The organism is Streptomyces sp. MS06 (assembly GCF_047200655.1).
Lineage (GTDB): Bacteria > Actinomycetota > Actinomycetes > Streptomycetales > Streptomycetaceae > Streptomyces.
This window is the reverse complement of sequence record NZ_JBJZOJ010000004.1, coordinates 33,508-47,060: the sequence shown is the minus strand read 5'-3', so window position 1 is coordinate 47,060 and position 13,553 is coordinate 33,508. Positions and strand designations below refer to the sequence as shown.

10 protein-coding genes are annotated in these 13,553 nt (G+C 73.8%); 3 read left to right on the top strand and 7 right to left on the bottom strand.

The annotated features are described in order from the left end of the window. Nucleotides 1-62: 62 nt before the first annotated feature. The 6 genes from ACL02U_RS03195 to ACL02U_RS03170 form a co-directional block, all read right to left on the bottom strand. Complete coding sequence (locus tag ACL02U_RS03195; RefSeq protein WP_412789042.1) at nt 63-626, bottom strand: hypothetical protein; 564 nt, start codon at nt 624-626, stop codon at nt 63-65. A 249-nt stretch (nt 627-875) separates the two neighbouring features. After that, nucleotides 876-2,240, bottom strand: a complete 1,365-nt coding sequence (locus ACL02U_RS03190) for an FAD-dependent oxidoreductase (protein ID WP_412789041.1) — start codon at nt 2,238-2,240, stop codon at nt 876-878. Nucleotides 2,241-2,374: 134 nt separating this feature from the next. Continuing rightward, nucleotides 2,375-5,137: a SpoIIE family protein phosphatase gene (locus ACL02U_RS03185; RefSeq protein WP_412789040.1), complete on the bottom strand. Its 2,763-nt coding sequence runs from the start codon at nt 5,135-5,137 to the stop codon at nt 2,375-2,377. A 460-nt stretch (nt 5,138-5,597) separates the two neighbouring features. Beyond that, nucleotides 5,598-6,416: an SAM-dependent methyltransferase gene (locus ACL02U_RS03180; protein WP_412789039.1), complete on the bottom strand. Its 819-nt coding sequence runs from the start codon at nt 6,414-6,416 to the stop codon at nt 5,598-5,600. A 92-nt stretch (nt 6,417-6,508) separates the two neighbouring features. Further along, nucleotides 6,509-6,760, bottom strand: a complete 252-nt coding sequence (locus ACL02U_RS03175; RefSeq protein WP_412789038.1) for a DUF397 domain-containing protein — start codon at nt 6,758-6,760, stop codon at nt 6,509-6,511. Beyond that, nucleotides 6,757-7,629 carry a helix-turn-helix domain-containing protein gene (locus tag ACL02U_RS03170; RefSeq protein WP_412789037.1) on the bottom strand — a complete coding sequence of 291 codons (873 nt, stop codon included), beginning with the start codon at nt 7,627-7,629 and terminating at the stop codon, nt 6,757-6,759. The genes ACL02U_RS03175 and ACL02U_RS03170 overlap by 4 nt, the downstream gene beginning before the upstream one ends. 339 nt (nt 7,630-7,968) lie before the next feature. Between ACL02U_RS03170 and ACL02U_RS03165 the strand changes: the two genes are divergently transcribed. Further along, the gene (locus ACL02U_RS03165; protein ID WP_412789036.1) at nt 7,969-8,397 is read left to right on the top strand and encodes an ATP-binding protein; all 429 of its coding nucleotides are present in this window, start codon (nt 7,969-7,971) and stop codon (nt 8,395-8,397) included. A 101-nt stretch (nt 8,398-8,498) separates the two neighbouring features. Here the strand turns inward: ACL02U_RS03165 and ACL02U_RS03160 are convergent, their stop codons facing one another. Further along, nucleotides 8,499-11,024, bottom strand: coding sequence for a SpoIIE family protein phosphatase (locus ACL02U_RS03160; protein WP_412789035.1), 2,526 nt, complete (start codon nt 11,022-11,024; stop codon nt 8,499-8,501). A 231-nt stretch (nt 11,025-11,255) separates the two neighbouring features. On the opposite strand from ACL02U_RS03160, the gene ACL02U_RS03155 reads away from it, so the two are divergent. Both ACL02U_RS03155 and ACL02U_RS03150 read left to right on the top strand, forming a co-directional pair. After that, nucleotides 11,256-12,761 carry an MFS transporter gene (locus ACL02U_RS03155; RefSeq protein ID WP_412789034.1) on the top strand — a complete coding sequence of 502 codons (1,506 nt, stop codon included), beginning with the start codon at nt 11,256-11,258 and terminating at the stop codon, nt 12,759-12,761. Between the two features lie 272 nt (nt 12,762-13,033). After that, entirely contained in the window at nt 13,034-13,546 is a 513-nt protein-coding gene (locus tag ACL02U_RS03150) for a hypothetical protein (RefSeq protein WP_412789033.1), read from the top strand. The last annotated feature ends 7 nt before the right edge of the window (nt 13,547-13,553 follow it).

Sequence of the window (13,553 nt, the reverse complement as noted above, 5' to 3'; positions counted from 1 at the left end):
ACCGAGTCCGTTGGTGCGAGGCGGTGCCGGTGCCGCCCGTGATCGTGCCCTCGGCGCGGTCACTACCCGCCTTCGCGCTTGCGAGCGGGCCGCCCGCCCGGCGTCCGCCCGGTCGCCCCGTCGGCGGCGGGGGCGCTGAAGCCGCCCGGCACCGCCTGCAGATGCCCGGCCGGTGCGGGGGAGGGCGCGGCCGCCGGCCGGGGCTGCTCCGGCACCCTGGCCGGATCCGCCGGAGCGGAACGGGCCACCACACGACCGTGGTTGATCAGCGGGGCGCACGCCGAGCACACCTCGCTGAGCGTCCACACCTGGCCCACGGCGGGGTCGTGGCGCAGTACGAGCACGACCGGGCCGGCGCAGCCCACCCGGCTGCCCTCGTGCGCGGAGCACCGCTGCATCCGGCACCAGCAGGCGGCGTCCGGGCGGACCGCCGCCGCTCTCGCGTGAGCCGCCGCATGAGCCTCGGCGAAGCGGCGCAGCGCCGCGAGGTCGCGCGAACGCGCGGGCATGGCGCAGGCCGAGGAACAGGTGACGGAGGCGGTGCGGTCGCGGTGGCCGACCACGCGGATCGTCCAGGTGCGGCCGGGGCGGCGGGCCGAGGGGGCTTCAGGGTACGCGAGAGCCAATGCGACACGTCCTTCGGGGAGCTACGAGCAAGGGGTCGACGTCAGGAAGGCCATCGGTCCACCACGAGTGACCTCGCTCACAGCATGCCCGGGACGGGACGCACCGATGCATTCCGTCCGCGGCGGGTGCACCCATCTGCCGCGCACCGGGAATCCCGCACCACCGGGCCGTGCACCCGCTACCGAACCCGCACCGCACCCGACCGGAGCAGCGCGGCTCCGGCGCCGTCGGAGCGGTGCGGCGAGGCGCTACGCCCCGCTCTCCCGGAGCATGTCCTCCCGCTCGACGATCTTCACGCGCTCGCGGCCCTGCGGTTCGCCCAGCGCCTTCTCCGCCGCGTCCAGCCGGTGCCAGCCCTCCCAGGTGGTGAAGCGCACATCGCGCTCGGCCAGGAACGCCTCCACGGCCTCCGGGTCCGGGGAGGACGGGGTGTGCAGGCGCCCGTGGGCGTGGTCGTCCAGCAGGTTGGCCACCGCCTCGTTGGCGTCGCCCTTGGTGTGGCCGATGAGGCCGACCGGGCCGCGCCGGATCCAGCCGGTGACGTACACCGACTGCAGATGCGCGCCGCTCTCCTCGACGACCCGGCCGCCCTCGTCCGGGACGGTGCCCGAGTCCTCGTCCCAGGGCAGCTTCGGCAGCTCCTCGGACAGGTAGCCCACGGCGCGGTACACGGCCGTGACGTCCCAGTCGGTGAACCTGCCGGTGCCCCGGACGTTGCCGGTGCCGTCCAGTTCCGTCCGCTCGGTGCGCAGGCCGGCGACCTTCCCGTCCTCGCCGAGGATCTCGGCCGGTGACTCGAAGAAGTGCAGGAAGAGCTTGTGCGGGCGGTCGCCCGGGTCGCGGATCGCCCAGTTCTCCAGGGTCTTGGCGACCATGTCGGCCTGCTTGTTGCCCCGCCGGGTCTCGATGGAGCCCTTGTCGTAGTCGATGTCCTCGGGGTCGACGACGACCTCGATGGTGGGGGAGTGGTCCAGTTCGCGCAGCTCCATCGGGGAGAACTTCGCCTGTGCCGGCCCACGGCGCCCGAACACGTGGATCTCCACGGCCTTGTTGGCCTTCAGTCCGTCGTGGACGTTCGGCGGGATCTCGGTGGGCAGCAGTTCGTCCGCCGTCTTGGCCAGGATGCGGGCCACGTCCAGGGCCACGTTGCCGACGCCGAGCACGGCGACCTTCTCGGCGTGCAGCGGCCAGGTGCGGGGCACGTCGGGGTGGCCGTCGTACCAGGAGACGAAGTCGGCCGCGCCGTGGGAGCCGTCGAGGTCGGCGCCGGGGATCGGCAGCGAGCGGTCCGACATCGCGCCGGTCGAGAAGACCACCGCGTCGTAGAAGTCGCGCAGGTCGTCCAGGCCGATGTCGGTCGGGTAGTCGACGTTGCCGAAGAGGCGGATCTGCGGCTTGTCCAGTACCTGGTGCAGAGCGGTGACGATGCCCTTGATCCGGGGGTGGTCGGGGGCGACGCCGTAGCGGATCAGGCCGAAGGGGGCCGGCATCCGCTCGAACAGGTCGACGGACACACCGGGCCCGGCGGCCACGTCGGACTTGAGCAGCGCGTCGGCGGCGTAGATCCCGGCGGGGCCGGCTCCGACAATGGCTACCCGCAGGGGGCGGGGCATGATCAGGTTCCCTTCGAGGGGCGATGGAACGACTCGACGGGAAGCCTAAGCTAAGGCAAGCCTAAGTCGGTACCGGGGTCGGCTCTATGACCTCATAAGGCTGTCTTATGACCGCCCAAAGCCGCGTTAGGGGGTCAGGGCAGCGTCTGCTCCGCCCAGATGATCTTTCCGGTGGGGGTGTACCGGGTCCCCCACCGCTCGGCGACCTGCGCCACCAGGAACAGGCCCCGCCCTCCCTCGTCCGACAGCGCCGCGTACCGCAGGTGCGGAGAGGTGTTGCTGCCGTCGGAAACCTCGCAGATCAGCGAGCGGCCGCGCAGCAACCGGACCCGGACCGGAGCACTGCCGTACCGGATCGCATTGGTCACCAGCTCGCTGAGGACCAGTTCCGTCGTGAAGGACAGCTCGTCCAGGTCCCACTCCGCCAGGCGGCGGGTGACGAAGGCGCGGACCTCCTTCACCGCCGCCGGATCCATCGGCACCTCCCGCTCCGCGACCCGGTCGGAGCCCAGCCCCCGGGTGCGGGCGACCAGCAGCGCGATGTCGTCGTTCGGCCGCGCCGGGAGCAGCGCCTCCAGGACCGCCCGGCAGGTGTCCTCCGGCGAGCCCTCCGCCCCTGCCAGGGCGTCCCGCAGCAGGTCCAGCCCGCTGTCGATGTCCCGGTCCCGGTCCTCGACCAACCCGTCCGTGTACAGCACCAGCCGGCTGCCCTCCTCCAGCGCCAGCTCCGCCGTCTCGAACGGAAGCCCGCCGAGTCCCAGCGGGGGACCGGCCGGCACCTCCGGGAACTCGACACGCCCGTCCGGGCCGACCACGGCGGGCGGCGGGTGACCGGCCCGCGCGACGGTGCATCGTCTGCTCACCGGGTCGTAGACGGCGTAGAGGCAGGTCGCACCGCTGACCGGGGCGGACGCTCCCTGCTCCGTCTCGTCCTGGTCGATGCGGCCGACCAGCTCGTCGAGCAGCACCAGCAGCTCGTCCGGCGGCAGGTCCAGGGCGGAGAAGTTGTGCACGGCGGTGCGCAACCGGCCCATCGTGGCGGCCGCGTGCAGTCCGTGTCCGACGACGTCCCCCACCACCAGTGCCACCCGGGCCCCGGACAGCGGCAGCACGTCGAACCAGTCGCCCCCCACTCCCGCCTGGGCGGGAAGGTAGCGGTAGGCGATGTCCAGCGCGTCCTGCGCCGGCAGCGAACGCGGCAGCAGGCTGCGCTGGAGGGTGACGGCCAGACCGTGCTCCCGGGTGAAGCGGCGGGCGTTGTCGATGGAGACCGCGGCCCGTGTCACCAGTTCCTCGGCCAGCGCCAGCTCGTCGGAGTCGAACGGCTCGGGCTGCTGGGAACGCCAGAAGCTGACCACGCCCAGTACCAGGGCGCCGGCCCGCACCGGCACGGTGATCAGCGAGTGCACGCCGAACTCGATGACCTGCGCCGAACGCTCCGGGTCCTGCGCCCGCCAGCCCGGCGCGTCCACGAGCCGGGGTTCCGCCACCGCCCGTCCGGTGCGCATGCTCCGCGCCTGCGGCGAGGAGTCGACGAACCGGAACTGCCGGCCCACCGGGTACAGCGGCACGTCCGCCCTGATCCCTTCGAGCGCCGTGCGGCGCAGGGAACTCCCGGGCTCGGGCTCCTCCCCGCCGAGCACGGTGTCGAAGAGGTCGACGGTGGCGAAGTCGGCGAACCGGGGGACGGCGAGCTCCGCCAGCTCCTCGGCCGTACGGGTGACGTCCAGAGTCGTCCCGATGGCCACGCCCGCGTCGTACAGCAGGTCCAGGCGCTCCCGTGCCGCCTCCGCACGGCCGGACAGGGCTCGCAGCTCCGTGGAGTCCCGCAGGGTGGCGACACTGCCCGGCGGGCCGCCGGTGAGGTCCGTGGGCCGCTGGTTGATCGCCAGCAGCCGCTCGCCCACCAGGTGCACCTCGTCCGTGGCGACCCGCCCCGAGGCCAGCAGCTCGGCGGTGCCGGGATCCAGGCCCAGGTCCAGGACCTGGCGGCGTTCGGCGTCCGCGGGCAGGTCCAGCAGCCGGTGCGCCTCGTCGTTCGCGAGGAGCATCTCGCCGTCCCCGCCGACGATGATCACGCCCTCCCGGACCGAGTGCAGAACCGCGTCGTGGTGCTCGTACATCCGGGTCATCTCGCGGGGCCCCAGACCCCGGGTCTGGCGCAGCAGCCTCCTGCTGATCAGCGCCGTGCCCGCGGTGGCCAGCGCCAGTGCCACCCCCGCGGCGGCGATCACCAGCGGAAACTGCCGTTGCGCCGCGCCACCCACGTGCTGTGTGGTGATCCCCGAGGAGACCAGCCCCACCACCGTCCCGTCGGGTGTCTCCACCGGCACCACCGCCTGCACCAGCCGGCCGATGGTGCCGTCGATCTCCTCGACGACGATGCCGCCGGCCTGCGCGGGCGCGATGTTGCCGACGAACTTCTTGCCGATGCGGTCCGGCTTGGGATGGGTGTACCGGATCCCCGCCGGGTCCGTGACCACGATGAAGTCCACGTCGGACGCCTTGCGGGCGGCCTCCGCCCGCGGCTGGAGGACGGCCGTCGGGTCCGGGCTGCGCAGCGCCGCCACGATGCCGGGTGAGTTGGCGAACGTCTGGGCCACGGCCAGCGAGCGGTTGCGGGCCTCCTGGGTGCTGTCGCGCTCGGCCCGCAGCACCAGCGCCACCACGGCGGCCCCGATCAGCAGCAGCACCACGACGACCTGGAACAGGAACACCTGTCCGGCCAGACTGCGGGCGCTGAGCGTGGCCCGCAGTCCCGCGCGCCTGCCGCCGGGCCGCTTCACCCGCCGTCCCAGCCGCCTGCGGGCGGGGCGGGGGCGGTCGGGTGTGCGCGCGGAGCCTGCCGCGCCGGAACGGGGCGACCGGGGCCCGGATCGACCCAGGAGTCGGACCATGCGACGATTCTAGAGGCCTGACGAACGGCCAGTTCGATGGACGGCCATCCGGTGGGCGGCCGCCGCGCCCGGTGCGGCGCACGGCCGGAAACCGGGGGCGCACCGGCCGGGAACGGCCCCGGAAGCAGACGTCCCCGATCGCGGCCGGACGCGTCCACCGCGCACCGCGCGACCGACCGCCGCCACCGGAGCCGGTTCGGCCGCACCCGGACGCCCGGTCCGCCCGGTCCGCCCGGGGACCGCCGTCCGGCCCGGGCGCCTCGCGCGCCGCCCCCGGCCCCGGCCCACGGGCGGGCGCCGGCGGAGTTCGCGTGCGCGCCTCGGCCCTGCCGTTCCGCCGCACCGCGCGGCCCGCGGTCCGCGCGGGACCCCGCACCGGACCGCGGGTCCGGCCGGACGCACGCACCGGACCGCGGGCCCCGCCGGCCGCACGCAGCGGACCGCCCCCGGCCCGCGGTCCTCAGGGCTTGATGCCGACCCCGGTCCACAGGCTGACCTCCGCGTCCGTCAGCGGCCCCGCCCCGTCGGGTTCCGCGTCCGGGCGCCAGCGGTGGCCGACCGCGACACCCGGATCGAGCAGTTCGAGTCCGTCGAAGAAACGGGCGACGTCGTCGCGGGACCGGAACCGCACCGACGTGCCCGCACCGGTGTAGATGTCGGTCACCTTCTGCCAGGTGTCCGGGGCGAAGTCGGGGGTGCAGTGGCTCAGCGCCAGGGCGCTGCCGGAGGGAAGCACGGCCAGCAGGCGGCCGACGATGCCGTACGGGTCCTGCTCGTCGGTGACGAAGTGCATCAGCGCGTTGAGGGACAGTGCGACGGGTCGGTCCAGGTCCAGCACCTCGGCGAGCTCGGGGGCGTTCAGCAGGGCCTCGGGATCGTTGACGTCCGCCTCGACGTAGGTGGTGCGGCCCTGGGGCGTGCTGCGCATGAGGCGCTCGGCGTACTTGAGGACCAGGGGGTCGTTGTCGGCGTAGACGACCCGGGCGTCGGGGACCACGGACTGGGCGACCTGGTGCAGGTTCGGCTCGGTGGGGATGCCGGTGCCGATGTCCAGCCACTGGCGGATCCCGTGCTCCCGGGCGAGGACCCGGGTGGCCCGGTGCATGAACGCCCTGTTCTCGCGGGCGCACACGAAGATGCCCGGGTACGCCGCCGCGACGGTCTCGGCGGCCTGCTCGTCGACCGCGAAGTGATCCTTTCCGCCGAGGTAGTAGTCGTACATCCGAGCGGAGTGCGGCCTGCTGGTGTCCAGGTCCCGTGCGGCCCGGTTGCTGCTCATCCTGTCCCCTTCGGTGGTGATGTGGGCGCGCCCGGATGTGCCCGGCGGGTCGTGCGCGGGCGGCGCGGTGCCTCTCTCGGCCGGAGCGGCGTTCACCCGGTCGTCAGATGGTCGGCGAGGCCCTGCTTGACCCCGGCCACGAACGCGCTGATCTCCTCCCGCGTGTAGATCAGCGCGGGCCCGGAGGGATCGGTCGACTGGCGTACCGCGACGCGGCCGTCCGGGAGCTGCTTGGTCTCCACGCACTGGCCGCCGTTGGGCCCGCTCCACGGGCACTCCCAGCCCCGCTCCCCGAGGCGGGTGGCGGGTATTCCGTTGTAGACGCTGCCGTGGCTGATGGTCATGAGTACTCCTTGCGCATGCGGTGCAAGAGCGCCGTGCTGTCCCCGGACGAGGTCAACAGCGACATCCGGCTGTGGGCCTCCAGGTGGGCGGTGACGTCCGAACGCTGGTCCAGGTACATGGAGGCGGAGAGGATCTCGCTGTAGACGACGTCGGGGAGCTCCGGTTCCGCGAACCGGAAGTAGGTGAAGGGCGCGCAGGCGCCGACGTGGGCGCCTGCCGAGAACGGCACCACGTCGATGCTGACGTGCTCCAGTTCGGAGACCTCCAGGAGCCGGTCGATCTGCTCGCGCATCACCTCCGGCCCGCCGACCGCGCGGTGCAGCACCGCCTCCTCCATCACCACCCACAGGGTCGGCGCGTCGGGTGCGTCCAGCAGACCCTGCCGCCGCAGCCGCAGGTCGATGCGCCGTTCCAGTTCCCGCTCGGTGTCGTTGGGGAACCCGCCGCGCAGGACGGCGCGGGCGTAGCCGTACGTCTGGAGCAGTCCGGTGACGTAGTGGGGCTCGTAGGTCCGCAGGGTCCTCGCGCCGGTCTCCAGACTGACGTAGGCGGAGAACCAGCCCGGCAGCACGTCACGGTACGCGTGCCACCAGCCCGGCTCGTTGGCCCGCTCGGCCAGGGCCACGAACTCCTCGACCTCCTGCCGGTCGGCCCCGTAGCTCTCCAGCAGCCTCTCCACGTACAGCGGTTTGAGGGCGACCTCCGCCTTCTCCAGCCGGCGGATCGTCAGCGACTTCACCCGCAGCGTCCGGGCCGCGTCGTCCAGGGAGGCCCCGGCGCTCCTGCGCCGCTCCTGCAACCGGCGCCCGAGGATCATGCGGAGGACGGTGGGCGCGCTGGTACCTGAACCCGAACGACCCTCACTCACGCCACTGCCTCCTGACGGCACGTCATCGGGATGGGATCCGGCAGCGCGGTGCTGATGCCGCCGGATGGATACCTCCGGACTGAAATTATCAGGGAGTTGGTTGCACCGTGAAGTCCGCAGCGAGCATAGTTACGGGTGTGAGCGATCCCACCGAACGCACGCGTCGCCCTGTCAACTTCCGCTCCCCACAGGGAAGTTGGCCGACCTCGCGTTCGGGTCGCAGGTCGCTTCCCGAAATCCGCCCGCCGGGACGGGCTGTCGCCGTCGCCCCTGCGTGTCCCGGCTCCCCCCTCACTGCGGCCCGTCCCCGGATGGAAGGCGACCACCGTGTCCCCCCACATGACTGACCAGCTCCCCGCCGTCGTCGGCCCGGACCGGGCGCACTGGCTCGAACTGCCGGCATCCCGCGCGAGCGTGCGCGCCGCCCGCCGCGGCGTCGGTGAACGCCTGGGCGCATGGCGGATGCCGGCCGAGCTCTGCGGTGACGCGGTGCTGCTCGTCTCCGAACTGGTCACCAACGCCGTGGTGCACACCTTCAGCGCGCGGATCCTGTGCGGAGTCGCCCTCCTGCCCGACGGGTCCCTCCGGGTCGAAGTGCACGACGACGACCCCGCGACGCGCCGCCCGGCGCCGGGCCGGCCCTGCCCGGACGACGAATCCGGGCGCGGACTGTGCATCGTCCGGGAACTCGCGGACAGTTGGGGAACCGGCCAGTCGACGCGCACCGGCGGCAACGCCGTGTGGGCGACGCTGCGCGCCGCCTACTGAGCGCGGCGCGGCAGCAGGGCCCCGGCCCGCGGCGACCCGCAACGCACGCCGCCGCACCGCGCGGCCCCGGTCCACCCCGGCACTCCGGTCGCGGCTCCGCCTCACCGGGCCTTGGGGGAGGCGGGCCCGTCGCCCTCGGCGCGGCGGGTGGCCAGCAGCAGCGCGATGTCGTCCGGGCGGTCGACGGCCTGCCGGGCCGACGCGGTGAGCCGGTCCGCCAGGTCCGCCAGTGCCCGGCCGTCCGTCCGCCCCGCCGGGGCGCCGGAGCGCGCCAGGGCCAGGCGCAGCGCGGTGATGCCGTCGTCGATGTCGGAGCCGGGCCGTTCCACCAGCCCGTCGGTGTACAGCGCCAACACGGAGCCCGGCTCCAGATACAGCTCGGCCACCGGATAGTGCGCACCCGACTCCACACCGAGCACCACCCCCACCGGCAGATCCACCACCCGGGTACGCCCGTCCGCGTGGCGCAGCAGCGGCGGCGGGTGCCCGGCCCGCACCGCACGGGCCCGGCCCGTGGCCGGGTCCAGGCGGACGTAGCAGCAGCTCGCGAACTGGCCCGGATCGAGATCGATCAGCAGGTGGTTGACGCCGCTCATCACCTCGCCGGGCGGGCGGTCGCCCAGGGCGAACGCCCGCACCGCGCTGCGCAGCTGCCCCATGGTGGCCGCCGCCTGCACGCCGTGGCCCTGCACGTCGCCGATGACCAGCGCGAGCCCGTCCTCGCCCGCCTCGACCACGTCGTACCAGTCCCCGCCCACGTCCATGCCCTCGGTGCCGGGGAGGTACCGGCCGGCGGTCTCCATCCGCGGGTGCGCCGACAGCCGCCGCGGCAGCAGGGCGCGCTGCAGCCCTCGGGCGAGCGCCGCCTCGGTGTCGTAGCGCTGGGCCTTCTCCATCGCGTGGGCGATCAGACCGGCGAGCGCCGTCAGGACCGTACGCTCCTCGGTGCTGAAGCTGCGGGAGCGGTCGAAGCCGAGGATGCAGGAGCCCACCGGCCGGCCCGAGGCGATCAGCGGCAGAAAGGCCCGGGCACCCTCCGTCGCGTCCAGGGGGATGCCGGGGTAGGCGCCCTGGAGCTGCTGCATGGAGTCGAAGAACAGCGGGCGGCCGGTGGTGAGGGTTTCCACACCCGGCAGCCTCGCGTCCAGCCCCACTCCCTCGAACCGGGACAGGAAGCCCGGAGGGAACCCGGTCTCCCACGCCAGGTACAGGTGCCGCTCCTGCAGCAGGTAGATGGCCAGACGGCGGCCGCCGAAGGCGGGCAGCAGCTCCTGCACGACCACGGCGGACACCTGCCGTGCGGTCACCGCCTCGTTCAGCGCGATCGCCAGCACGATCGGCCGGTACTGCGGGGCCGCCTCGGCCGGCTCCGGCAGGACCCCCTCCTGCGCCGGGGCCTCGGCCGGCGGTTCGGCCACCCGGTTCGCGGGGACGACGGTGCAGGTCACCAGTGAGGGGCCGGGGTAGGCGGACAGGGCGAACCAGTCGCCCCCGTACTGCCGGTGCCCGTCGCCGGGCGGACGGCGGACCCGGAAGTGCACCGGCTCCGTCGACAGCAGTGCGCCCCGCAGATGGTCCTCGCTCGCCGCGTTCCCCAGCCAGGGCACGGCCTCCCACAGCGGCCGCCCCGTGAGACCGTCGGTCGTGGTGCCGAGCAGCCTGGCGGCGCTCGGGTTGGCGTACCGCACCTCCCCGAGCCGGTCCAGGCAGAACACGCCCTCCGGCAGCGGGTCGGCGGCTCCCCCGCCCGCCCAGGCCGCCCCCGGGTCGACCAGGAGCCCGCTGACGCGCCGCGCCGCACCGCCCGCGTCCGCAGCGTCCTGCGGCACCCACAGGTCCAGCAGCAGCAGCGCACCGCCCGCGGTACGCACCGGGACCGGCAGCCGAGGCGGACCGCCGCCCGCCGCCTCCCGCAGCAGCCGGGGCAGACGTCCCGCGTCCGCGGCGCACAGGCCCCGGGCCAGGGCTTCCGCGGTTTCGGGCGGGGTGTCCACCGCGAGGCCCAGCAGCCCGGCGAGCTGCCGGTCCGCGGTGAGCCGACCGGACGGCACGTCCCAGGCGAAGCGCCCGATCCGCTCCGGTGCCGCCGCGGGCTCCGGTGGGCGCACGCTCATCGGCGGCCCGTCCCAGACGACGTCCGCTCCGGCGCCGGACAGCCGGCCCAGATCGGCCGCGAGGCCGTCGGCGAGCCGGGCCAGCCGGTCCCGGGCCCCCGTCAGTTCGTCCGCGTCCGCGACCGAGGGCCGCAGAGCGACCAGCGCCCCGAAGGACCGGGCCGGAGTGGCGACCGGCACGCTGACGCAGCCGAGCGGGAACGGCAGGCCGGCCGCGAACTGCGGGTAGCGGCGCATCGCCTCGGTGACGTTGGGCAGGACCACCGGAGCGCCGAGGCGGTGCGCCTCGGCGACCGGGAACGCCCGGTCCGTGTGCACCCGCCACCAGGGCTTGAACAGCTCACCCGGCAGTCCCGCGAGCGCGGCCAGCCGCAGCGTTCCCGAGCTGCGCGAGCACAGGTAGACGCCCGCGGCGCGGCCACCGGCCGCACTGGTCGAAGCCGACGCCGCCTGTGTCAGCAGCTCGGTCAGCCGTCGCGGTGCTCCTGAGTGGTGCGCGGCGCTCCCAGTCATCGGTCCTGCCTCGTGAGGGTGTCGCCCCGGGGCGACACAGCAAGAATGCCCCCCGCCCGGACCGGAGCGCATCCGCGGGCTCACCCGGCTGTCTCCGGGGTCCCGCCCCGTCCGGCCCGGCTCCGGGGCCGGACGGGTGACGGATTCCCTCTTCCCGGGTACCCCGTCTGCGCGCTTCAGGTCGGAGCAGGGGATCTTGGGACCAGCGGTCTCGGCGAAAAGGAGCGTGAGATGGCGATCGGTGAGCCCGATCCCGAGCAGATCACGACCGACCCGGCGGCGGTTCGCCGCCACCGTGCCCTGTTCCGGGCCGTGCGGCGGCGCAGGAACCCGCCACTGCGGCGCACGGACATCACGGTGACCGACGAGGACTCCGTGCGGCGGGCGGTGAAGGCGGCCTCCCTCGGCAACGCGATGGAGTGGTTCGACTTCGGCATCTACAGCTATCTCGCCGTCACCATCGGGCACGTCTTCTTCCCCTCCGGGAACGACACCGTGCAGTTGCTGTCCTCCTTCGCGACCTTCGCGGTGTCCTTCCTGGTCCGCCCGCTCGGCGGCATGGTCTTCGGCCCGATGGGCGACCGGATCGGCCGCAAGAAGGTACTCGCCCTCACCATGATCATGATGGCGGTGGGCACCTTCTCCATCGGCCTGATCCCGTCCTACGACGTGATCGGTTTCGGGGCGCCCGCCCTGCTCATCCTCTTCCGGCTGGTGCAGGGCTTCTCCACCGGCGGGGAGTACGGCGGTGCCTCCACCTTCATCGCCGAGTACGCGCCCGACCGGCGGCGCGGGTACTTCGGCAGCTTCCTCGAACTCGGCACCCTCGCGGGCTACGTCGGTGCCTCCGGCCTGGTCACGGTGCTCACCGCGCTGCTGGGCAGCGACGGAGTGGAGGCCTGGGGCTGGCGGGTCCCGTTCCTGGTCGCCGGCCCCATCGGGCTGGTCGGCCTGTACCTCCGGCTCAGACTGGACGAGACCCCGGCGTTCCGGAAGCTGGAGGGCGAGTCCGCGCACCGGGCCTCCGAGGCGGCGGCGGTGGAGACGGCCGCCAAGGGCGACCTGGCGGTCATCTTCCGGCAGTACTGGCCCACGCTGATCCTCTGCATCTGCCTGGTCGGTGCCTACAACGTCACCGACTACATGCTGCTGTCCTACATGCCGACCTACCTGTCGGACGAGATGGGGTACTCCGAGGCTCACGGCCTGAGCCTGCTCATCGCCACCATGATCGTGCTGATGCTCATCCTCAACCAGGTGGGCAGACTGTCGGACCGGGTGGGCCGCAAGCCGCTGCTGATGACCGGGATGCTCGGCTTCCTGGTCCTGTCGCTCCCGGCGTTCCTGCTGGTCGAACAGGGCGGCCCGGCAGCGGTGTCGGCAGGCATGCTGATGCTCGGCCTGTCGCTGGTGTGCCTGCTGGGCACCATGTCCGCGGCCCTGCCCGCGCTCTTCCCGACCCCGGTGCGCTACGGCGGACTCTCCGTCGGCTACAACCTCTCCGCCTCCCTCTTCGGCGGCACCACGCCGCTCGTGATCACCGCCCTGATCTCCGTCACCGGCAGCGACCTGATGCCCGCCTACTACTCCATGGCCGCCGCGCTGGTGGGAGTCGTCGCGGTGGCCTTCATGAAGGAGACGGCGGGCAAGCCGCTGGACGGCTCCCCGCCCGCCGTCGCCACACGGCAGGAGGCGGCCGCGCTGGTCGCGGAACAGGCCCCGGTGCCGAGGTTCTGAACAACGGGGACGTCGCCGAGCCGGCGGGCGGTTCACGCCGACACGCCGGGGACGGAGGGCAGCTCCCCGCCGAACGCCGGTGAGAATGGCCCGGCGGGCCCCGACCGAACACCGGAACGCCACGTCCGAGCCGGCCCGGACGGCCTCCCGCCGTCACCCGCGGGCGGACGGCGACGGTGCGGCCGGACCCGGGAAGCACCACCCGGGCGCGCGGGTGGTGCCGCCCCCGCGCCCGGCCCGGATACGGACACGCACGCACGAGGGGTTGGGTCATGAGCGGGCAGCACGAACCGTCGGGGGACGACGGCGGCGACGGGACGCGCCTGTCCACCGGGCAGGTCGACGCCGCCACCGTGGCGGCCCTCGGAGCGCTGTCGAAGGCCCGGGAGACGACCGAGCGCGCCCGGGGCCACCTCTACTCCTTCCACCAGCTCACGGGCACGGCCGACCGCGAACTCGACCGGGCCGTCGAGCTGCTGCGCAGGGCCGGCCACCCCGGATGGGCCGACCGGGTCGCCACCGAGATCCTCGGCCGGAACGTGATCCCGGACCACTGGACGTTCCAGATCGTCGACGCCTACGAGGCGACCTACTACGAGCCGTTCCGGCAGCTGGAGCAGGCCGCGGTCGACGAGCTGGCCGACGGCCGCGCCCACCTGCACGAGGCGGCGATGAAGGCGGCCCGCCGGACCCGCGGGCACCCCGACCACACCGCGGGCCCCGCGGTACGCAGGCACGGCGAACCCGACCGCCACCGCGAACCGCCGGCCGACGACACCCTCTAGGGCCCTG